The following is a 20,179-nucleotide window of genomic DNA, read 5'->3' on the forward strand; positions in this document are numbered from 1 at the left end:
CCGTTCGTACTGTTCGTCTCATCGAGACGGAGGGAGCACCATGCGTCAGAACATCCTGTGGGCCTTGCTGCTGAGCGCCTGTGCGGCGGAGGGCGCGGAGCCGAAGCGAGAGGGGCGCTCCGGCGCGCTCGCGCTAGCGACCGAGCGGGTCGTGGTCTTCAAGGACGGGCACGCGCTGCTGGTGAAGCAGGCGGAGGCCGTCGCGGACGCGCGAGGGGCCACATACACGGACGAAGTGCCCGAGAGCGCCGTGCTGGGCACGTTCTGGGCGTGGACGGAGCGCGGGCCCGCGCTGCGCGCCATGCGCGCTCAGTGGCTGGAGCAGGAAGTGGAGCGAGAAGAGCGCGGCCTGTGTACGGATCCGGCCTCCATCCTGGAGATCAACCCGGGCAAGCGAGTCACCGTCGAGCTCGAGAACGCGTCCCTCACGGGCACAGTCCTCCCGATTCCCGCGAAGGCGTCCTCTGCTTCGCCGCCTCCCTCCGCACGCTCTGCTTCCTTCGATTACACCGCCCTGCCTGGGGTCGCCGCGCTCGGCCAGGTCATCGCCCTCGCGGTGCCGGAGCGGGGAACGGTGGTGCTCGCGGGAAAGGATATCCGCCGTGTCTCCGGCGCGGACCTCTCGCTCGACTGCAAGCGGAAGGTGCGCGCCGTGGAGAAGAGCAAGCGCCTCATCCTCGACTTCGGTCCAGAAGCCGCTGGAAAGAGCATCTCGGTGCGGATCGTCTACTTCACGCCCGGCATTCGCTGGATTCCCACCTACCGGCTCGAAGGGAAGAAAGGGGAGAAGGGTGCGCTCGCGCTCCAAGCGGAGCTGGTGAACGAGCTCGAAGACATCCGTGGGGCACCCTTCGATCTCGTCGTGGGCGTGCCGAACTTCCGCTTCCGCGAGGTCGCCTCGCCCTTGAGCCTGGAGGGCATGGTGCGCAATGCGCTGGCCCAGGCAGCGCCCTCGCTCATGGGGAGGATGAACAACCTCAGCAACGCCATGTTCACGCAGCGCGCGGGAGAGTGGCGCGGAGGCGGCGAGCAGGAAGAGGTGAGCACCCCTCCGAACATCCCTGACTTTGGCGGAGCCTCCGAGTCGCCCGACTTCTTCATTCACCCCCTGGCGGCGATGGATCTGCCGAAGGGTTCGCGCGCCGTCGTCCCGCTGTGGAGTGCTGAAATCCCGACGCGTGACCTCTACACGCTCGACGTGCAGGTCCGCCGCGACTCGCGCAACTCGGACACGGTCCAGTACGGAAGCTCGATGTCCTCGATGGGGAGCGCCTCTCCGCTGCGGCTCGCGCGGGCGGAGGTGTGGCATCAGCTCGAGCTGAAGAATGAGACGAAGTACCCGTGGACCACGGGCCCGGTGCTCGTGATGCGTGGACACATTCCTCAGGCCCAGGAACTGCTCACCTACACGATGCGAGGCGGCAACACGCTGGTCCCGCTCACGGTCGCCACGGACGTGCGGGCACTGCACGAGGAAGTCGAAGTGGAGCGCAAACAGGACGCGCTTCAGAGCAAGGGGGGCCGCTACGCGCTCATCCGCAAGAAGGGGACGCTCACCCTGTCGAACCCGAGGGCCGAGCGCACGCCGCTGCGGATCCGTCTGTCCACGGGAGGCAAGGTGGAGCAGGTGTCGGGTGGGGGCCGGACGAAGGTGGACGACTTCCGCTTCGAGGACTGGGGAGACAGCGACCTGGCGGCGGTCAACAACCACAGCGAGGTGGAGTGGACGCTCACGCTGGAGCCGGGCGAGCGCCGCACCCTCACCTACGAGGTCGGCTTCTGGCGTTAACCCCGTTCAACAAAGTTGCCGAAGCTGCTGAGCGATGGCCACCGTTTCCGTGGAGGCAGCGCGATCAGGACTTGAGCGCCTGTCCAGGGCGGGGGCTGAACAAACCTGTCAGACATCAGACAGGTTTGGGAGGAAGCGCCGCCGGGGCGGCCTCTAATGCAAGACCCGGAGCCAACTTTCCGCTGCGCAGCTTTCAGCACCTGGCGGAAGCGTCTGAGCGGCGATGCACACGAGAGGAGGCGGTCCTCTCTCGGGAACTGGGTCTTCACGCACTTACCTGAAGGGGATTAGCCGGGAGATAATGGAGGCACCATGCCCGCCCGTCGCGTACTCGTGGTGGAGGACGACCCGGCCATCCGCCGGGGCGTGGTGGACGCGCTGCGCTTCCAGGGCTACGTGCCGCTGGAGGCGGGGACGTTCAAGGACGCGCTCGCCAGCGCCACGCGGGATAGCTTCGAGCTGCTCCTGCTCGATCTGGTGCTCCCGGGCGGAGATGGCCTGGACCTTCTCGCCGAGGCGCGCAAATCCCGGCCCACGTTGCCAGTCATCATCCTCACGGCGCGGGGCCAGGAGGAGGACCGGGTGCGAGGGCTCCAGCTGGGCGCGGACGACTACGTAGTGAAGCCGTTCAGCGTGAAGGAGCTACTCGCCCGGGTGGAAGCGGTGCTCCGGCGGAGCGCCGAGCGGCCGCTGGACGTAGAGGAGATCCGGTTCGAGGGAGGCGTGGTGGACCTGCGCAAGTGCGAGCTGCGCTTCGCGGATGGAGCAACGGAGCTGCTGTCGGAGCGGGAGATCGAGCTGCTGCGCTACCTCTCGCTCAACCGGGAGCGGGTGGTGTCTCGGGATGAGCTGCTCCAGCGGGTGTGGCGCCTGCCGTCGAGCCTTGGGCGGACAAGGACGGTGGACATGCACGTGGCGCGGTTGCGCGACAAGCTGCGCGATGACGCGGAGGAGCCGCGGATCCTCCTCACGGTGCGAGGCAAGGGCTACCGGTTCGCGGGCGGAGGACCGGGGTGAAGCGGACGCTGCCCACCTGGATCGCGCTGGCCGCGTGCGTCACGCTCGCCTGTGGCGCGTTGGCGTGGTTGAGCGTCACGACGATGCGGCTCGAACGCGCGGAGGTACGGGCCCGCGCGGAGGCCCTTGTGGAGGAGCGTGTCCGCCTGGCGCTGTGGCGCATGGATGGCCGGCTCGCGAGACTCCTGGCCCAGGAGAGCACTCGTTCCGTGAGTGCATGGGAGTCGTTCTACGTCCCCGCCCACGCGTTCGATCAGGCGGGAAAGGCACGAGAGCCCTCGACGACCCGGATCGCCTCCGCGCTGCTGTACGGGACGACCGAGGACGTGCGGCTGCACTTCGCGTTCAATGGGAGTGGTCCGCTGCGCTCGCCCCAGGTTCCCGCACCCGAGCAGCGCCCGCTGGCCTCCTCCGCGGGAACCACGCGCGAGCAGCTCACGCGGTATGGCGCGCTCCTCTCCGAGCTGGAGGCGAGAATGGATCGCAAGGCGCTGCTAGAGCTCGATCCGGGGACTCCCTCTCCTGAGGTGGTCGTCGCGGTACGTCAGGTCCCGCAGCCCGTGGCTCAGCGGGCAGACCCCGCGCCGGAGTTGACGCAGCAGCAGAACGTCGTCGAGTACAGCCGTCGCCAGATGCAGGCCTTTGGAAACGCGGCCTACCTCAACGTGCCTCAGGAAGCGGCTCCCACCCAAGAGAAGGTCACGGTGCTGACCGCGGACGCGCACGAGGTGCAGGTCTCGCCCATGGCGCCGGTGTGGATGGGGGACGAGCTCCTGCTGGTTCGCCGGGTCGTTCGGGAGTCCGGGGAGGTGGAGATTCAGGGCGCGTGGTTGGACTGGCCGCGGGTGCGTTCCCTGCTCCTGGAAGAGGTGAAGGACCTGCTGCCCGGCGCCTCGCTCGAACGGGTGGTGCCTGGAACGGGAGACCTCCTGGAACGCCGACTGGCCTCGCTTCCGGTGCGGCTCGTGCCTGGAACTGTTCAGGTCGAGGTGGGAGGAAGCACGCCCGTGGCGTGGAGCCTCGCCGCGGCCTGGGGCGCGGTGGTGCTCGCGCTCGTGGCGGTGGGATTGCTGCTGTTCGGCGCCGTCTCGCTAAGTGAGCGCCGGGCCGCCTTCGTCTCCGCCGTGACGCACGAGCTGCGCACCCCGCTCACCACCTTCCGGATGTACGCCGAGATGCTGGCGGAGGGCATGGTGACGGATGAGGCGCAGCGCCGGGGCTACTACGAGACGCTGCAGCGAGAGTCGAACCGGCTGGCGCACCTCGTGGAGAACGTGCTCGCGTATGCGAGGTTGGAGCGCAAGCGGGCGCCGAAGGCAGCGGAGTCGGTGGAGCTCGGCGCATTCCTCCAGGACAACCTGCGTCGCTCCGAGGAGCGGACAGGGGAAGCGGGGATGTCGCTCGTCCTGGAGCTCGATGAGGCGCTCGAGGCCGCGCGGGTATACGTGGAGCCCTCCGCAGCGGAACAGGTGCTCTTCAACCTCGTGGACAACGCGTGCAAGTACGCGCGAGGCGCGGAGGACACCCGGGTTCACGTGTACGCGGAGCGGCGCGGCTCACGCATCGCGGTACTCGTGTCCGACCACGGCCCAGGCGTCTCACGCGTCGATGCGAAGAACCTTTTCGAGCCTTTCTCGAAGTCCTCGGAGCGCGCCGCGGAGTCCGCGCCGGGAGTCGGGTTGGGACTCGCGCTGAGCCGTCGACTTGCCCGTGCCATGGGTGCGGAACTTCGCTACGAAGGGGCGCCAGGGCAGGGGGCCACGTTCGCGCTCCTGCTTCGCGCGGGCTGATGGCAGCGCCCATTCCCAACAAGGCGGAGAGCACATGGAACAGCGACTGAGCCTCATCACTCTCGGAGTGGCGGACCTCGCCCGGAGTCGGCGTTTCTACGAGCAGGGACTTGGGTGGAAGCGCTCGGAAACGGGGAGCAACGAGAACGTTTCCTTCTACCAGTTGGGAGGGATCGGTCTCTCCCTCTTCAGCCGCGCGGCACTCGCCGAGGACGCTCATCTGGAAGATACCGGCGGAGGCTCCTTCGGAGGCTTCACCCTCGCGCACAACGTACGCACCCGCGAGGAGGTGGATGCGCTCCTCGCACGGGCGAAGGAGGCGGGGGCCCGCATCCTGAAGCCCGCGGCGGACGCCTTCTGGGGCGGGTACAACGGCTACTTCGCCGACCCGGATGGCCACCCCTGGGAGGTGGCCTGGAACCCGGGTTTCCCCTTGGGGCCCGACGGCAGCCTGCAGCTCCCGAAGTAACGCCTCAGCTCAGTTCGGCGGCGCCGCGCCTGGACACATCGTCCCAGCCCAGCCCGAAGCGGGTGAGGTACTTGCGCAGCCGGTCCGCGTCATTGGTGCTCTGCTTTCGCGCGCGGGACTGCGCGAACAGCAGGCGGCCCGCCTCCGAGAGGGAGCGCGCTTGCCGGCACACGGAGATGACGTCCGCGAGTTGAACCCTGTCGAACCGATCCAGCTCGGAGGCCAGCTCGGCTCCGAGCACCTCCGCCACGAGATCCACCGCGCCACTCGGCGCGGTCTTCGTCCACTGTCCTCGAAGCCGCTCCAGCTCCTCGTCCACGTCCTCCCGGGTGATACGCCCGCCCGACGCCAGCGTGCCCATGCGCAGTACAGCCGCGTTCAGGTCGCGGAAGTTGCCGCTCCACCGGGCCTCGGGCGATATGGCGAAGCGCAGGAAGTACTCCTGCGCTTCCTTGTTCATCGTCACCCGCATCTCCAGCGCCTGGGAGGCCTGATCCAGCTCGTAGAGCAGGTTGGGAGGAATGTCCTCGGGGCGCTCACGTAGGGCCGGCAGCCGGAAGGTCCACAGGTTGATGCGTGCCAGCAGGTCCTCTCGGAAGCGCCCGCGCTCCACATCCACTTGCAGGTCCCGGTTGGTGCCGGCGATGAGCTGGAAGTCGCTCTCTACCTCCTTGTCCGAGCCGACGGGCAGGAAGCGCTTGTCCTCCAGCGCCCGCAGCAGCATGGCCTGCTCGTCCGCGCCCAGCTCGCCAATCTCGTCCAGGAACAGCACGCCGCCGTTCGCCTGCCGCAGCAGCCCCGGCCGGTCTCCCACCGCGCCCGTGAACGCCCCCTTCACGTGGCCGAACAGCGCGGACATGGCGCCATCTCCGCGCAGCGTGGCGCAGTTGAGGTCCACGAATGGCCCGCTCACCTGCCGTCGCGTCTTCTTCAGCGCGTAGATGCGCCGCGCCAGTTGTGACTTGCCCGCCCCCGTGGGCCCGGTGATGAGCAGCGGTGCGCGGGAGCTGATGGCCACCTGCTCGATTCGCTCGATGATCCGGTTGAACGCGGCGTTGCGCGTGTCGATGCCCGCCTTGAGGAAGGCCAGGCCTTCGCGCTGCTCCTGCTGGAAGCGCGCCGCCAGCGTGTCGTACCGCGACAGGTCCAGGTCGATGAGGGTGTGCCCGCCCATGCCGCCCAGCCCCTTGTCCCGTCCCGTCGGCGGGGAGGTCTGCACCAGCCGGGCGGGAATGTGCCGGCTCTCCACCAGCAGGAACATGCAGATCTGCGCGATGTGCGTCCCGGTGGTGATGTGGACGAGGTAGTCCTCCTGCTCGGGCTGGAACGGGTAGCTCCGCGCGTAGTCGAGCAGGGCTCCGTAGACCTGCTCCAGGTCCCACGGGTTCTGGATGCCTACCTCCGCTCCCTGCACCTCCGTCTCCGGTGACACCTGGCGGATGTCCTCCGTCACCGTCGCCGCCAGCACCCCCGCGCTGGGCGGATAGAGCAGCTCCAGGCGGTCCACCAGCAGGTCCTCCTGCTGGCACAGCGCCACGGTGGGGCGCCACTTCTCCCACCGCTTCGGTCCCTGCCCCTGGTCGATCGTCGTCCCGAGCATCCCGATGACCACCGTCTTGCGCCGCGCGTTCTTCGCCATACGGATACGACTTTATCCCAATGGATATGAAAGCGGGCACCCTCCGAGGCCTCTCCCTCGGAACGAGGGCTGGCACGCCGGATGCTCTATCCCCCTCCGTGCCCGGCGCATGGATCGGGCGAACGAACGGAAGGCAAGGCCATGAATCGCAACTACGAGGTGCTGTCGGACGAGGCGGGTCGCCCCATCAAGGCGTGGACGGTTGGCGTCCCCTTCGAGGATGAGGCGAAGCAGCAGCTGAAGAACCTCGCGGGCCTGCCTTTCATTCACAAGTGGATCGCCGCGATGCCGGACGTACACCGCGGCTTCGGCGCGACGGTGGGCTCGGTGGTGCCGACGGTGGGCGCCGTCATCCCCGCGGCGGTGGGTGTGGATATCGGCTGCGGGATGATCGCGGTGCGCACCACGCTGCGCGCCGAGCAGCTGCCGGACTCCCTGGCTCCGGTGCGCGCGGCCATCGAGCGCGCGGTGCCGCACGGCCGTACCGACAACGGCGGGAAGAATGACCGCGGCGCGTGGCAGGAGGCCCCCAAGGCTCACCAGGAGGCGTGGGCGCGCCTGAAGCCCGGCTATGACGCCATCGTGGCGAAGCACCCGCGCCTGAACCGTGGGCCGGACCTGGGTCACCTCGGGACGCTCGGGACGGGGAACCACTTCATCGAGCTGTGCCTGGATGAGGCGGACGCCGTGTGGGTGATGCTGCACAGCGGCTCGCGCGGGGTGGGTAACCGCATCGGGAGCCACTTCATCGAGCTGGCCAAGGAGGACATGCGCCGCTTCTTCATCCGGCTGCCGGACGCGGACCTCGCGTACCTGCCGGAGGGGACGGAGCACTTCCAGGACTACGTCCACGCGGTGGAGTGGGCGCAGGACTACGCGGCCACCAACCGGCAGCTGATGCTGGACTCGGTGGTGCATGCCCTGAAGGCCTCGCAGCTGTTGCCGGCCTTCGCCCTGACGGACGCGGCGGTGAACTGCCACCACAACTACGTGGCCCGTGAGCACCACTATGGGAAGAACTGCTTCGTGACGCGCAAGGGCGCGGTGCGGGCGCGCGAGGGTGACCTCGGCATCATCCCCGGCAGCATGGGGGCGCGTTCCTACATCGTCCGCGGGAAGGGGAACGCAGAGGCCTTCCACTCGTGCAGCCACGGTGCGGGCCGGGTGATGTCGCGTGAGGCGGCGAAGAAGCGCTTCACGCTCGAGGACCACGCCAAGGCGACGGCGGGTATCGAGTGCCGCAAGGACGTGGACGTCATCGACGAGACGCCTGGCGCCTACAAGCCCATCGACGCGGTGATGGCGGCGCAGGCGGACCTGGTGGAAGTGGTCCACACGCTGCGGCAGGTCGTGTGTGTGAAGGGTTAGGCCCGGTGGGCAGGCGCGAGGTGACCATGCCGGGATGACGACATTCGAGGCGCCCGCTCCCCCCGAGACTTCGGTCGCTAGGTTGGGGGAGCGGGCGCCGCTATTTTTCGAGTAGAGGGATTCGCAAATGGTCCGTATCGACGGTTCGAAGGGAGAGGGCGGAGGCCAGGTGCTGCGCACGTCGCTGGCGCTGTCGCTGGTGACGGGTACGCCGTTCGAGATGGTGAACATCCGGGCGGGGCGCGCGAAGCCGGGGTTGCTGCGCCAGCACCTGACGGCGGTGAAGGCGGCGGCGGAGGTAGGCGCGGCGGAAGTGACGGGCGCGGAGCTGGGCTCGCGGGAGCTGACGTTCAAGCCGCGCGCGCTGTCGCCGGGCAACTACTACTTCGCGGTGGGCACGGCGGGCAGCGCGACGCTGGTGCTGCAGACGGTGCTGCCGGCGCTGATGATGGCGAGCGGCCCGTCCACGCTGAGGCTGGAGGGCGGGACGCACAACAAGGCGGCGCCGCCGTTCGACTTCCTGGAGAAGGCCTACCTGCCGCTGGTGCGGCGCATGGGGCCGAAGGTGGAGGCGGTGCTGGAGCGCCACGGCTTCTTCCCGGCGGGAGGAGGCAAGCTCCGGGTGAACGTGGATCCCGCGCCGCTCAAGCCGCTCACGCTGATGGAGCGGGGAAGGGTGACGCGGCGGCAGGGGACGGCGCTGATTGCGCAGATTCCCTTCGACGTGGCGAAGCGGGAGCTGGCCACGGTAGAGGAGCTGCTGAAGTGGCGGCCGGACGAGCTGCGGACCGAGGAGCTGAAGCGCTCGGTGGGGCCGGGCAACGTGCTGACGCTCGAGGTGGAGAGCGAGCACGTGACGGAGGTGTTCACCAGCTTCGGAGAGCGCGGCGTGCGCGCGGAGGATGTCGCGGGGCACGCGGCGGCGGAGGCGAAGCGTTACCTGGACGCGGAGGTGCCCGTGGGCGAGCACCTGTGCGATCAGCTCCTGCTGCTGCTGGCGCTGGCCAAGGGAGGCTCGTTCCGAACGCTGCCGCTGGACGGGCACTCGGAGACGCAGCTCCACACCTTCGCGCACTTCCTGGACGTCAAGGTGGACGTCCGGGAAGTGTCGCCCGAGGTTCGGGAGGTGGAGGTTCGGCCTTAGCCGTTTAGCGCCGCCGCGTGGTGGCGCAGGTGGTCCTCCATGAAGGTGGAGACGAAGTGGTAGCTGTGGTCGTACCCCTCCTGCATCCGCAGCGTGAGCGGCTGCCCCGCCGCCGCGCACGCTTGTTGGAACAGCTCCGGACGAAGCTGCTCCGTGAGGAACTTGTCCCGGGTGCCCTGGTCCACGAACAGCGTGGGCAGGGGCTGGCGCAGCGTGCGCACCAGCTCGCTGGCATCCCACTCCCTCCAGGTTTGCGTGTCCGGTCCCAGGTAGCCGCCGAACGCCTTCTGTCCCCAAGGGCACTGCATGGGCGCGCCAATGGGAGCGAAGGCCGATACCGAGCGATAGCGCCCGGGCTGGCGCAGCGCGCAGATGAGCGCTCCGTGGCCCCCCATGGAGTGGCCGAAGATGCCCTCCCGGTCCGCGCGCGCGGGCAGGTGCGCGGCCACCAGCGCCGGCAACTCCCGGGTCACGTACGTGAACATGCGGTAGCGCGAGGACCACGGCGCCTGCGTGGCATCCAGGTAGAAGCCCGCGCCCACGCCGAAGTCCCACGAGGCATCCTCGCCCGGGAATCCGGCTCCACGGGGGCTGGTGTCCGGAGCCACCAGCATCAGCCCCAGCTCCGAGGCCATCCGCTGAGCGCCTCCCTTGGCCAGGAACGTCTCCTCCGTGCAGGTGAGGCCCGCCAGGTAGTAGAGCACCGGCACCGGGCCCTTGGCCGCCTGGGGAGGCACGTAGACGCCGAAGCGCATCTCCCCACCACACGCCTCGGAGGCGTGGCGGTAGAAGGCCACCGTGCCCCCGAAGCTGCGGTGCTCCGATATGAGCGTCAGCGGCACTGTCACGTCCCGTACCTCACCACCGTGCGGATGGACTCGCCCCGGTGCATCATCTCGAAGGCGTCGTGGATGCCCTCCAGCGGCACCGTGTGGGTGATGAGCGGGTCGATCTGGATCTTCCCCTCCATGTACCAGTCCACGATGCGCGGCACGTCCGTGCGGCCCCGCGCTCCGCCGAAGGCCGAGCCCTTCCACACGCGCCCGGTGACGAGCTGGAACGGACGGGTGTTGATCTCCTGCCCCGCGGCCGCCACGCCGATGATGATGCTCTCGCCCCAACCCTTGTGGCAGCACTCCAGCGCCTGGCGCATCAGCTGCACATTGCCGACGCACTCGAAGCTGTAGTCCGCGCCGCCCTTGGTGAGGCTGACCAGGTACTTCACCAGATCGCCCTCCACCTCGCGGGGGTTCACGAAGTGGGTCATGCCCAACTTCTCGGCCAGCTCTTTCCGCCCAGGGTTGATGTCCACCCCGACGATCATGTCCGCGCCCACCAGCCGAGCGCCCTGCACGACGTTGAGCCCGATGCCACCCAGGCCGAACACCACCACCTTGCTGCCGGGCTCCACCTTCGCGGTGTGGATGACGGCGCCGATGCCCGTGGTGACTCCGCAGCCGATGTAACAGACCTTCTCGAAGGGTGCGTCCTCGCGGATCTTCGCCACGGCGATCTCCGGCAGCACCGTGAACTGGGCGAAGGTGGAGGTGCCCATGTAGTGGTGGATGGGCTGCTTGCCGATCCGGAACCGGCTGGTGCCGTCCGGCATGAGCCCCTTGCCCTGCGTCTCGCGGATGGCCTGACAGAGGTTCGTCTTGCGAGACAGGCAGTACTCACACTGCCGGCACTCGGGCGTGTACAGGGGGATGACGTGGTCCCCCTTCTTCACCGAGGTGACGCCCGGGCCCACGTCCACCACCACGCCCGCGCCCTCATGGCCGAGGATGGCGGGGAAGAGCCCCTCGGGGTCCTTGCCGGAGAGCGTGTAGTCGTCCGTGTGGCAGACGCCGGTGGCCTTCAGCTCCACGAGCACCTCTCCGGCCCGGGGGCCCTCGAGATGCACCGTCTCGATGCGCAAGGGCTTGCCCGCCTCGAACGCGACCGCTGCACGAACGTCCATATGTCTCAGTCTCCCGGTGACGTGGCCCTCCCAGGGAATGGGAGCGGCCGGGGAGCGGACTATAGAGGCGCGGGGGCAGGGGCGGGGGTATCGAAGTACACGCCCCGCACCCAGCGCGCGCCGGTGAACTGCGTGCGCGCGTGGAGCATCCGCCAGTTGTCATAGATGAGGAAGTCACCGGCCTGGAGGAGGAAGCGGTACTGGTGGCGCTCATCCCGCACCAGCCGCGCGAAGCGGTTGTAGGCCCGGTACCACGCCTCCATCTCGGCGAACGGCCGCCGATGGGGCGCGAGCGTGAAGTAGCTGTAGCGGATGCGGAAGCCTCCCGGCGCGTCGAAGTCGAGGATGGGGGAGACGAGCACCCGCTCGAAGGACTTCTGCTGCCGGTGGAACGTCACCGGCACCGAGCGCAGGAGCTCGAAGGCCGGCCGGTCGAGATCGGCGAGGTAGTGGGCAGCGGCGAGCGCATCCACCACGGCATTGCCACCGCCCGTGTCCGCGGGCCGCTGGCAGTGGAGCAGCTGGTAGCGCGGCGGCCGGTCGAGGAAGGGCTGATCCGTGTGCAGCTGAATGGCGCTGTCGGTGTAGCCGAGCTGGTCGGTGTTCTGGTTCGTCGTGTTGTCGGTGCGCAGATCCTCGATGCGCCCGAAGTGGGTCTCGATGACGGAGAGCCCCTGGCGGCTCAAGGTGTCGATGAGGGCCTCGGTGTCGAGGCCAAAGCCGCGCACCACGAGGATGCCGGTGCGCGCGAGGGTCCGCAGGGCCTTGGGGCCGAGGGGCTCCTCGAGGTTCGCGAAGTCGACGGTGACGCTTGCGGTGTCGGAAGGAGGCGCGGGCCAGGGCGCGCGGTCGGTCGCGTAGGCGTGGTGGAGGAGCCAGGCCGCGGTGTAGCGGCTCGCCTGCCCGTCGGAACGGTCGCCCCAGTCGATATCGAGCGCATCGGCGCTCTCGGAGATGCGTACGTGACGGGGCTGGAGATCGAGCGGGAGCTCGGACGAGTCGACGATGCGCTCGTGCGTGAGCGGGTGCCGGTCGAGCTCGGAGTTGTGTCGCAGCCAGAACCAGTGGAAGTCGGCGTGGTGGGGGCTCTCTCCGGAGGCGAAGTGGATGCGCAGAAAATCGTCATACGGCTCAAGGCGGGTGATGGGCATGGGGCCTCGGGTGAGACGGGGCAGGTGAGGGGAGGGACGACGGGGCCCACGCACTGGCGCTGGGTCGGTCGCGGCGACAAGGCCGCTACGACGGTGCGCTCAGTACGTGAAGGGAGGGACGGTTCTCTTCCGCGCCGGCGCTAACAGCGACCACAGCGGCAACAACAGCCGCGGGCGATCGTCAGGGAGCGGGTACAGAAGGAACGCATCAGTAAGCGAAAGTTAAAGAGGCGCTCCGTGCGAGTCAAGCCGACGTGGAGTCACGGGGAGCGCGTACCGGGCGCTCGGGTTATAGGCTGAGGCGTGCCCGACGTTCCTGAACCCGCGATGGACATGGAGGCCGCTCTCGCCCGCGCCAGCGAGGAGCTCCAGCTTCCCAGCTACTACCAGTCCTCCGTCCGGCCCCTGGTGCGCAACCCCGAGGGCCACTGGCCCCGGTGCTGTGGAGGCGGTTGTGAGCCGTGTGCGCAGACCCTGGTCCGCGTCGCCGTGCGCACCTTGGAGCTGATGGGGACTCCGCGACAGGCGCCGCTCCCGGACTGAGGAGCGGGGCTCGCGCGCGTTGCTTCACCGGGTGTACGTCTGTACAGTGCCCGGCCCCATGAAGCCTGAGAAGGAACTGGGCGCTTTCACCGGGCCCCGGCGCACCCCGTGGTCAGGGCCCCAAGGGCTCGACGCCGTCCTCCAGCGGTGGCGGGCGGATCAGCAGCTGTGGCCCTCCTTCGTCCTGGACGAGGCGGTGCCGGCCCGGCAGGGCTCCTACGCGCCCGTGCCGGAGGAAGTGGCACCCCAGGTGCGCGAGGCGCTCCGCAACCGCGGGATTGAGCAGCTCTTCTCCCACCAGGCGGAGGCCTACCAGCTGGCGCGCGCCGGGAAGAACCTGGTCATCGCCACGCCCACGGCCTCGGGCAAGAGCCTCTGCTACAACCTGCCGCTGCTGGACCGCTTCGCCCGCGAGCCCCAGGCGCGTGCCCTGTACCTCTTCCCCACCAAGGCGCTCTCTCGCGACCAGGAGGAGTCCCTGCGCGTGTTCATGCGCGAGGCAGGGCTGGAGCACGGCGCCATCACCTTCGACGGGGACACGCCGGCCGACGCGCGCCGGGCCGCTCGGGAGCGCAGCGGGGTGCTGCTCACCAACCCGGACATGCTGCACACCGGCATCCTCCCGCACCACGCGAACTGGGCGCGCCTGTTCTCCAACCTGCGCTACGTCGTCATCGACGAGCTGCACACGTACCGGGGCGTCTTCGGCTCGCACCTGGCCAACGTGCTGCGCCGGCTGCAGCGAGTGGCGCGCTTCCACGGCGCCTCGCCCGTGTTCATCTTCGCCTCGGCCACCATCGGTAATCCGAAGGAGCACGCCGCGCGGATGCTGGGCCGGGAGGTAGCGCTCGTCTCGGAGAGCGGCGCGCCCTCCGGTGAGCGTCGCGTCATGGTCTACAACCCGCCCGTGGTGAACGCGGAGCTGGGCATCCGCGCCAGCTACTTGAAGAGCTCCGTGCGGCTGGTGGCGGACCTGGTGCGCTCGGGCGTATCCACGCTGCTGTTCGGCCAGTCGCGCAACTCCGTGGAGGTGATGCTGAAGTACCTCCGGGACCGGTTCGTCGAGGAGAAGCTCGACCCGGCCCTCATCCAGGGCTACCGGGGCGGCTATCTGCCGGGTACGCGCCGGGCCACCGAGGCGGCTCTGCGCGCCGGAGAGGTGCGCTGCGTGGTGGCCACCAACGCGCTGGAGTTGGGCATCGACATCGGCTCGCTGGACGCGGTGGTGTGCGCCGGGTACCCGGGTTCGGTGGCCGCGCTCTGGCAGCGCTTCGGACGGGCGGGGCGCCGGGGCGCGAGCAGCCTGTCGCTCCTGGTCACCTCCAGTGGGCCGCTGGACCAGTACTTCGCCGGGGACTCGCGCCATCTGCTGGGGGCGCCGGTGGAGCACGCGCGCATCGATCCGGACAATGTGGAGATCCTCGTGCAGCACCTCAAGTGCGCAGCCTTCGAGCTGCCCTTCGAGGAGGGGGACACCTTCGGAGACGTGCCGGCCGAGTCCACCACGGACGCGCTGGGGTTCCTCGCGCAGCACGAGGTGGTGCATCCGTCCACGGGAGTCTCGGGACGCCGGGTGTTCCACTGGTCCTCGGACGCGTACCCGGCCAACCACGTCTCGCTGCGCAGCGTGGGCTGGGACAACGTGGTCATCATCGAGCTGGGCACGGACCGGACGCTGGCGGAGATGGACTTCCGCTCGGCGCACACGATGCTGCACGAGCAGGCCATCTACCAGCACGAGGCCGAGCAGTACCAGGTGGAGCGCTTCGACTACGACAACCACAAGGCCTACGTGCGCAAGGTGGCGCCGGACTACTTCACGGACGCGATGACCTACGTGCGGGTCAACGTGATTCAGGAGGACCAGGGCGCGCAGGTGGGCCCGGACCTGCAGTCGGGCATGGGCGAGGTGAGCGTCATCGAGAAGGTGGTGGGCTACAAGAAGATCAAGTTCCACACGCACGAGAACGTCGGCTACGGCGAGGTGAACCTGCCGGAGATGCAGATGCACACCACGTCGCTCTGGCTCACGGTGCCGGAAACCGTGGTGCGCTCGATGGCGGCGCCGCGGCCGGCGGTCATCGATGCCCTGCGTGGTATCGCCACGGCACTGCGGACGGTGGCCTGCGCGGGGTTGATGATCGATCCGCGCGACATCGGCAAGACGCTCGGGAGCAAGGACGACGCCGAAGGACCGCCGCGCAAGGATGGCGGGGTGGGGTTCGATCCGACGATCTTCCTCTATGACAACGTGCCGGGCGGAGTCGGGCTGGCCGCGCGCCTCTTCGACCAGCGCGAGGAACTGCTGCGCCGGGCGCGGAAGCTGCTGGAGTCGTGCGCGTGTGAGGAGGGCTGTCCCGCCTGTGTGGGCCCGGCCGCAGGCGTGGTGCCCGGGAGCACGCAGGTGGACCCGCATCCCCGCAAGCGTCTGGGCATCGAGATCCTCTCGGCGCTCGGAGTCGCTGGCGTTCAATAGGCGAGGTGGGCCGTGGATCTGAAGCGCAAGCTGTCACGGCTCACCCAGGTTGGTCCTGGAGGCAAACCTCCGACGAGACCGGCCACGGCTGTCGAGGTGGAAAGCCCCGCGGCCGACAAGGCCGAAGCTTCTCCCACTGCGGACGCTCCGGTGACGGAGGCGGCTCAGGGCTCGCTAACACAAGGTGCTGTTGTTCCCGAGGCTCCCCGGCCGCGTGACCCGCGGATCGATGCGCTGCGCCAGATGCTCACGGATTGGGCGGAGCGCCGGGGCGTGGGCACTGCGCGCCAGGCCACGGTCTCCGCGCCGCGTCCGGGGCCACTGCCTGTCGATGCGCGGTTGACGCCTCATGGACCTGTACACGTCTCCGAGCGTGTCCTGCCGCCGGAGCACCGTCATGGCTCGGCGACGCTCGCGGGAGCGCTGGATGTGGAGGCGCCGCTGATCGCCAGCCTTGCGCTACACCCGGAGCTGGCGGGCGTGGACTTCCAGCGGATGCTGTTCCTCGACACGGAGACGACGGGGTTGGCGGGGGGAACGGGCACAGTGCCCTTCCTGGTGGGCCTGGCTTGGTTCGAGGGTCGCTCGCTGCGCGTGCAGCAGCTCTTCCTGCGCCGGCTGGGAGAGGAGGCGCCGATGCTGCAGGTGCTGGCCGAGCGGATGGCGGCCTCCTCCTGCCTGGTGACGTTCAACGGCAAGAGCTTCGACTGGCCGCTGTTGCGCACGCGCTTCGTGCTCAACCGTGTTCCCACGCCGGAGGTGCTGCCTCACCTGGACCTGCTGCACTGCGCGCGCCGGGTCTTCAAGCACCGTGGGTCGGGGACACGGCTGGTCCACATCGAGGAGCAGGTCCTGGGCTACCGGCGGGTCGGGGACGTGGACGGCGCGTTGATTCCAGAGCTCTACTTCCGTTTCCTGCGAGGTGGGGACGGTTCGACCCTGACGCCGGTGCTGGAGCACAACGCGAACGACCTGCTGCTGCTGGCGGCACTGCTGGGCGAGCTGGGGAGGCGCTTCCGGGCCGTGGGCGCGGAGCCTGAGGACCCGCGGGACCTGCTGGGCTTTGCTGGAGTGGCGGCACGGGCGCGGGACTATGCGAGGGCGCAGGCCTTTGCTCGCGCTGCGGCGGAGGGAGGCGGCGCGGTGAGCGTCGAGGCGCTCACGCTGGCCTCCCAGCTGGCTCGTCGGGCCGGGGATTCCGTGACCGCCGTGGAGCACCTACAGCGGGCGCTCGGGGCCGCGCGGGGGGCCCAGACGGCACCCATCCACCTGACGCTCGCCAAGCTGTACGAACACTCCATCAAGGATCTCGGACGGGCGCTCCACCACGCACGGCTCGCGGCGCCTGCCGAGTCCTCCGAGGAGCATCGTCTCCGGGTGGTGCGCCTGGAGGGGAAACTCGCCCGGCGCGGGAAGGCGTCCACGTTGGACTTCAGCGCCCGAGCTCCGAACTCGGGGTGACAGCCCCCAGAGGCGCCCCCGCCAAAGCTGTCTGGTTGTCTGACAGGTTAGCGCGCAGCCTCGTCCTCGCTCCCGTCGCGGATGTCGGACCTGGACTCAGGTTCTGGTTCCAGGCGGGCCTGACGCTCACTCGCCTCGAGTGATTCTTGCGCGTCTCGGGCATGCACTTGGGCGGCGGCCTCGTCATCCTGCTGGCCGGTCCAGGTGGTGTGCCCGCCTGCGAAGCCCTCCAAGGGACGTGTACCTCTCTGGGCCTCTACTTTCAGATCCTGTTGTTCTTGATCGCGCAGCCGCTCCCTCTCCTGTTCCCGCTCACGCTGGTGCTGTTTCTCGATGGGGTTGTCCGCCATGCTCGCCACCTCCGAATTCAAGGTGCGAACCCTGAGCGCCGGTGTCATCCGAGGCCCCGCCCTCATGGCCGCATACCAGGCGCTCGAGCATGAGTTGGCCCGGTGCGTCGAGAGTCGGTTCGGATGCTTCATGAATCGGAGGACGCCGGACCCGTCAAAGTCTCGCGCTATGGCGACGGCTCACGCCATTCATCCCAAGGAGAAGCGCATGCTCGACGTGAAGTGGCTGGGCTGGTGTGGGGCGGTGGCGCTGGTGCTGGGGGCAGGAGTGGCGGGAGCCGCGGACGAGTGGAAGACCGTGGAGGACGATCCCGTTGTCATCAAGGTGCGCCCCCGGCCCGACGGCGACGGCAAGGAGGTCTGGGCAGAAGGGGACGTGGAGGCTGACGCCTACGATGTCCAGACGGCGCTCAGGGACGCGGAGTCGTTTCGGCTGTGGATGCCGTACGTGAAGGAATCCCGGCGGGTATCCACGCGCGAAGATGGCTCATGGGTGGCCTACGCGAAGCTGAACCTGCCGGTCATCACCGCGCGCGACTACGCGGTGCATATCGTGGAAGAGCGGACGCTGTCAGAGGACGGCCAGGGTGAGTACCTCCAGCGCTGGAAGGCCGCCGAAGGGGAAGTGCCCGAGCGTCAGGGCGTGGTGCGGCTCAAGCACAACGAGGGTATCTGGCAAGTGACCTCGAAGGGCGAGGGCAAGGCGCACATCGTCTACAAGTTCAGCGTCGATCCCGGAGGCTCCATTCCGAAATGGGCGGCGAACTTCGGCCAGAAGGACGGCGTGCTGAAGACGCTTGAAGCAGTCGAGGAGCGAGCAAAGAAGCTGGGACAGGAACGCAAGAAGGGAAGCTCCGCCGGCAATTGACCCGGAGGAGGAGACGCGCTTCCCAGCGCATGATGAAGTAGGGGGCCTTCTCATGAGCCCCTCATCGCACCCGCTCCTCCTCGTCGATGACGACGCCGCCTTTCGCAAGGTCTACGGCGCGCTCCTGCGTGACGCGGGCCATGAGGTCCACGAGGCCGCCGATCGCTCCTCCGCTCGCGCCGCCGTGGAGGCCCGCGCCTTTCCGCTCATCCTGCTCGACCTCATGCTCCCGCCTGACGGCAGCGTGTCCACAGGGCTGGAGCAGCTCGGAGCCCTGATCGCCGCCCGCCCCGGCACCAAGGTCATTGTCATCTCCGGGGCAGGAGACACGCGCCACTCGCTCGAGGCCATCCGCCTGGGCGCCTATGACTTTCTCACCAAGCCCGTGGACCCCGACGTGCTCCTCGTCGTCGTCCAGCGCGCCATGGCTCGCATCGCCCTGGAGCGGCAGGTGGAGGCCCTCCAGTCTTCGCTCGCCCACGTCGGCGGGGACTCCGCCATGGTGGGGCAGAGCGCCCCGTTCCTCGCCGCCGTCTCCCTCGCCGAGCGAATCGCCGCCAGCGATCTGCCCGTCCTCGTCACCGGCGAGAACGGCACCGGCAAGGAGTTGCTCGCCCGCTCACTGCACCTCAAGAGCCGCCGCCGTACGGGGCCCTTCATCCCCGTCAACTGCGGGGCCCTTCCGGAGAACCTCTTGGAGAGCGCCCTGTTCGGTCATGTGAAGGGCTCGTTCACCGGCGCCACCCGCGACCACAAGGGGCTGTTCTCCGAGGCCGACGGCGGCACGCTCTTCCTCGACGAGATCGGCGACATGACGCCCTCGCTCCAGGTGAAGGTGCTGCGCGCCCTGGAGACCGGAGACATCCTCCCCGTGGGCGCCGACCGCCCCGTTCACGTGGACGTGCGCTGCGTCTCCGCCACCAACAAGGACCTGGGTGCCATGCAGCAGGCCGGCACCTTCCGCGAGGACCTCTACTGGCGCATCAAGGGTGTCGAGGTCCACCTGCCGCCCCTACGCCAGCGCGCCGCGGACCTGCCGCTACTCGCCCGGCACTTCCTCAACCAGTGCGCCCACCTGTGCCCCGACGGCCGCGCCAAGCTGCTCTCGGATGCAGCCACCGAGGCGCTCCTGGCGCACACCTGGCCCGGCAACCTGCGTGAGCTGCGCCACGAGATGCAGCGCGCCTCCGTGCTCGCGGGGGACCGGCGCGAAGTCCAACCCGAGGATCTCTCCTTCACTGGAAGCGAGCGCCTGCGCGCCCCCGCACCGGGCGCCACCACGCTCCAACAGAAGGTGGAGGCACTGGAACGGCGGGAGATCGAAGAGGCCCTCCGCCGCTGCAACAACAACCGCACCCACACCGCCGAGGCGCTCGGGCTCTCGCGCCAGGGGCTGCTCAAGAAGCTCGAGCGCTACGGGCTGACGTGAGGCTCAGAACAGCCGCGTGCCGATGCCCAGCTTCAACTGGTAGCCCAGCCGCGTCTCCGCCGGCTCCCGTGGCGCCTTGAAGCTCTCCACGCCGAGCTGCCCCGCGATCAGCAGCGACACGTCCTGCCCGAGGTAGATCTCCGTGCCGCCGCCCGCGAGCGCCTGGATGCGCCGCGCTCCCGTGGGGCTCAGGCCCAGATCGAGCGGCACATCCACCAACCCCACCACCGTCACCGTCTCCGCCGCGCGATAACCGGCGATGACTCCCGGGGTGAGGCGCAGCAGCACGCCGCCGAAGTTGTCCGCGTCCAGGTACGCGCTGCCCGAGTTGAACACCAACCCCAGGCTCAGCGTGGGCGCCAGGGACGCATCCCCCTGCCGCCACACCTCTTTGCGCATCCCGCCCTCGAGGATGCCCGCCACCCGGAAGTAGTCCAGCTTCGCTCGCGCCTCGACCTCGAAGCCGCCGATGCCCTGGCGAAACCCCGTCCCCATCTCAGGCACACCCACATACCCGTACAGGGCGGTGACACCGTCCGGCATGACCGTCGGGGCGAGCACCGCGCCGAAGGACCACGCCTCGCGTGCAGGGGAGGCGCCTTCCTGGGCCACCGAGGCGACAGGGAGGGCAAGGACCAGGGCGAACAACCAGACCGGGCGCGTCATGCGCCCACCTTACGCCCCCACGCCGGGCCGTCGACTTTCCGCTGAGGTCCGCTCAATTC

The 20,179-nt window shown here is 69.0% G+C and carries 17 protein-coding genes; 11 read left to right on the forward strand and 6 right to left on the reverse strand.

Annotated features, from left to right (window positions below; genetic code table 11):
• Window positions 1-40 precede the first annotated feature (40 nt).
• The 4 genes from SYV04_RS25115 to SYV04_RS25130 all read left to right on the forward strand — a co-directional run bounded on the left by SYV04_RS25115 (window position 41) and on the right by SYV04_RS25130 (window position 5,065).
• Window positions 41-1,789: a hypothetical protein gene (locus SYV04_RS25115; protein ID WP_321548420.1), complete on the forward strand. Its 1,749-nt coding sequence runs from the start codon at window positions 41-43 to the stop codon at window positions 1,787-1,789.
• A gap of 312 nt (window positions 1,790-2,101) precedes the next feature.
• Window positions 2,102-2,806 carry a response regulator transcription factor gene (locus SYV04_RS25120; RefSeq protein WP_321548421.1) on the forward strand — a complete coding sequence of 235 codons (705 nt, stop codon included), beginning with the start codon at window positions 2,102-2,104 and terminating at the stop codon, window positions 2,804-2,806.
• A complete protein-coding gene (locus SYV04_RS25125; RefSeq protein WP_321548422.1) occupies window positions 2,803-4,596 on the forward strand; it encodes a sensor histidine kinase in 1,794 nt (597 codons plus the stop codon). Before SYV04_RS25120 ends, SYV04_RS25125 begins: the two co-directional genes overlap by 4 nt.
• Window positions 4,597-4,630: 34 nt before the next feature.
• Window positions 4,631-5,065 (forward strand): VOC family protein, encoded by a 435-nt coding sequence (locus SYV04_RS25130; protein WP_321548423.1) that lies wholly within the window; start codon window positions 4,631-4,633, stop codon window positions 5,063-5,065.
• 4 nt (window positions 5,066-5,069) lie between these two features.
• Here the strand turns inward: SYV04_RS25130 and rtcR are convergent, their stop codons facing one another.
• Window positions 5,070-6,704, reverse strand: coding sequence for an RNA repair transcriptional activator RtcR (rtcR, locus tag SYV04_RS25135; protein WP_321548424.1), 1,635 nt, complete (start codon window positions 6,702-6,704; stop codon window positions 5,070-5,072).
• Window positions 6,705-6,845: 141 nt separating this feature from the next.
• Here rtcR and SYV04_RS25140 point away from each other — a divergent pair, with 141 nt between their 5' ends.
• Together SYV04_RS25140 and rtcA are read left to right on the forward strand one after the other, a co-directional pair.
• Window positions 6,846-8,072 (forward strand): RtcB family protein, encoded by a 1,227-nt coding sequence (locus SYV04_RS25140; RefSeq protein WP_321548425.1) that lies wholly within the window; start codon window positions 6,846-6,848, stop codon window positions 8,070-8,072.
• Between the two features lie 127 nt (window positions 8,073-8,199).
• Window positions 8,200-9,216, forward strand: coding sequence for an RNA 3'-terminal phosphate cyclase (rtcA, locus tag SYV04_RS25145; RefSeq protein WP_321548426.1), 1,017 nt, complete (start codon window positions 8,200-8,202; stop codon window positions 9,214-9,216).
• On the opposite strand, the gene fghA is transcribed toward rtcA, so the two are convergent.
• The 3 genes from fghA to SYV04_RS25160 are packed head-to-tail and all read right to left on the reverse strand — an operon-like array spanning window position 9,213 to window position 12,327.
• Window positions 9,213-10,064: an S-formylglutathione hydrolase gene (gene fghA / locus SYV04_RS25150; RefSeq protein ID WP_321548427.1), complete on the reverse strand. Its 852-nt coding sequence runs from the start codon at window positions 10,062-10,064 to the stop codon at window positions 9,213-9,215. The genes rtcA and fghA overlap by 4 nt on opposite strands.
• The gene (locus SYV04_RS25155; RefSeq protein ID WP_321548428.1) at window positions 10,061-11,176 is read right to left on the reverse strand and encodes an S-(hydroxymethyl)glutathione dehydrogenase/class III alcohol dehydrogenase; all 1,116 of its coding nucleotides are present in this window, start codon (window positions 11,174-11,176) and stop codon (window positions 10,061-10,063) included. Before SYV04_RS25155 ends, fghA begins: the two co-directional genes overlap by 4 nt.
• Window positions 11,177-11,235: 59 nt before the next feature.
• The gene (locus SYV04_RS25160) at window positions 11,236-12,327 is read right to left on the reverse strand and encodes a TauD/TfdA family dioxygenase (protein WP_321548429.1); all 1,092 of its coding nucleotides are present in this window, start codon (window positions 12,325-12,327) and stop codon (window positions 11,236-11,238) included.
• 327 nt (window positions 12,328-12,654) lie between these two features.
• Here SYV04_RS25160 and SYV04_RS25165 point away from each other — a divergent pair, with 327 nt between their 5' ends.
• From SYV04_RS25165 to SYV04_RS25175, 3 genes are read left to right on the forward strand one after another with little or no spacing between them, the layout of a single operon-like run.
• Window positions 12,655-12,870, forward strand: coding sequence for a hypothetical protein (locus SYV04_RS25165; RefSeq protein WP_422723976.1), 216 nt, complete (start codon window positions 12,655-12,657; stop codon window positions 12,868-12,870).
• Window positions 12,871-12,928: 58 nt separating this feature from the next.
• Window positions 12,929-15,346 carry a DEAD/DEAH box helicase gene (locus SYV04_RS25170; protein ID WP_321548431.1) on the forward strand — a complete coding sequence of 806 codons (2,418 nt, stop codon included), beginning with the start codon at window positions 12,929-12,931 and terminating at the stop codon, window positions 15,344-15,346.
• Window positions 15,347-15,358: 12 nt separating this feature from the next.
• Entirely contained in the window at window positions 15,359-16,807 is a 1,449-nt protein-coding gene (locus SYV04_RS25175; RefSeq protein ID WP_321548432.1) for a ribonuclease H-like domain-containing protein, read from the forward strand.
• 47 nt (window positions 16,808-16,854) lie between these two features.
• On the opposite strand, the gene SYV04_RS25180 is transcribed toward SYV04_RS25175, so the two are convergent.
• Window positions 16,855-17,157, reverse strand: coding sequence for a hypothetical protein (locus SYV04_RS25180; RefSeq protein WP_321548433.1), 303 nt, complete (start codon window positions 17,155-17,157; stop codon window positions 16,855-16,857).
• Between the two features lie 208 nt (window positions 17,158-17,365).
• Here SYV04_RS25180 and SYV04_RS25185 point away from each other — a divergent pair, with 208 nt between their 5' ends.
• Complete coding sequence (locus tag SYV04_RS25185) at window positions 17,366-18,025, forward strand: START domain-containing protein (protein ID WP_321548434.1); 660 nt, start codon at window positions 17,366-17,368, stop codon at window positions 18,023-18,025.
• 52 nt (window positions 18,026-18,077) lie between these two features.
• Window positions 18,078-19,454, forward strand: coding sequence for a sigma-54-dependent transcriptional regulator (locus tag SYV04_RS25190; protein WP_321548435.1), 1,377 nt, complete (start codon window positions 18,078-18,080; stop codon window positions 19,452-19,454).
• Between the two features lie 3 nt (window positions 19,455-19,457).
• On the opposite strand, the gene SYV04_RS25195 is transcribed toward SYV04_RS25190, so the two are convergent.
• The gene (locus SYV04_RS25195; RefSeq protein WP_321548436.1) at window positions 19,458-20,120 is read right to left on the reverse strand and encodes a hypothetical protein; all 663 of its coding nucleotides are present in this window, start codon (window positions 20,118-20,120) and stop codon (window positions 19,458-19,460) included.
• Window positions 20,121-20,179 lie beyond the last annotated feature (59 nt).

The sequence above is a fragment of the Hyalangium ruber genome (assembly GCF_034259325.1).
Taxonomy (GTDB): Bacteria; Myxococcota; Myxococcia; order Myxococcales; family Myxococcaceae; genus Hyalangium_A; species Hyalangium_A rubrum.

What these genes read in the sequence shown, in the direction of transcription:
- SYV04_RS25130 (WP_321548423.1), top strand. Translation starts at nt 4,631, where the DNA reads ATGGAACAGCGACTGAGCCTCATCACTCTCGGAGTGGCGGACCTCGCC.
- SYV04_RS25155 (WP_321548428.1), bottom strand. Translation starts at nt 11,176, where the DNA reads ATGGACGTTCGTGCAGCGGTCGCGTTCGAGGCGGGCAAGCCCTTGCGC.
- SYV04_RS25195 (WP_321548436.1), bottom strand. Translation starts at nt 20,120, where the DNA reads ATGACGCGCCCGGTCTGGTTGTTCGCCCTGGTCCTTGCCCTCCCTGTC.
- rtcA (WP_321548426.1), top strand. Translation starts at nt 8,200, where the DNA reads ATGGTCCGTATCGACGGTTCGAAGGGAGAGGGCGGAGGCCAGGTGCTG.
- SYV04_RS25115 (WP_321548420.1), top strand. Translation starts at nt 41, where the DNA reads ATGCGTCAGAACATCCTGTGGGCCTTGCTGCTGAGCGCCTGTGCGGCG.
- SYV04_RS25160 (WP_321548429.1), bottom strand. Translation starts at nt 12,327, where the DNA reads ATGCCCATCACCCGCCTTGAGCCGTATGACGATTTTCTGCGCATCCAC.
- SYV04_RS25185 (WP_321548434.1), top strand. Translation starts at nt 17,366, where the DNA reads ATGCTCGACGTGAAGTGGCTGGGCTGGTGTGGGGCGGTGGCGCTGGTG.
- SYV04_RS25180 (WP_321548433.1), bottom strand. Translation starts at nt 17,157, where the DNA reads ATGGCGGACAACCCCATCGAGAAACAGCACCAGCGTGAGCGGGAACAG.
- SYV04_RS25170 (WP_321548431.1), top strand. Translation starts at nt 12,929, where the DNA reads ATGAAGCCTGAGAAGGAACTGGGCGCTTTCACCGGGCCCCGGCGCACC.
- SYV04_RS25165 (WP_422723976.1), top strand. Translation starts at nt 12,655, where the DNA reads ATGGACATGGAGGCCGCTCTCGCCCGCGCCAGCGAGGAGCTCCAGCTT.
- SYV04_RS25120 (WP_321548421.1), top strand. Translation starts at nt 2,102, where the DNA reads ATGCCCGCCCGTCGCGTACTCGTGGTGGAGGACGACCCGGCCATCCGC.
- SYV04_RS25190 (WP_321548435.1), top strand. Translation starts at nt 18,078, where the DNA reads ATGAGCCCCTCATCGCACCCGCTCCTCCTCGTCGATGACGACGCCGCC.
- rtcR (WP_321548424.1), bottom strand. Translation starts at nt 6,704, where the DNA reads ATGGCGAAGAACGCGCGGCGCAAGACGGTGGTCATCGGGATGCTCGGG.
- SYV04_RS25140 (WP_321548425.1), top strand. Translation starts at nt 6,846, where the DNA reads ATGAATCGCAACTACGAGGTGCTGTCGGACGAGGCGGGTCGCCCCATC.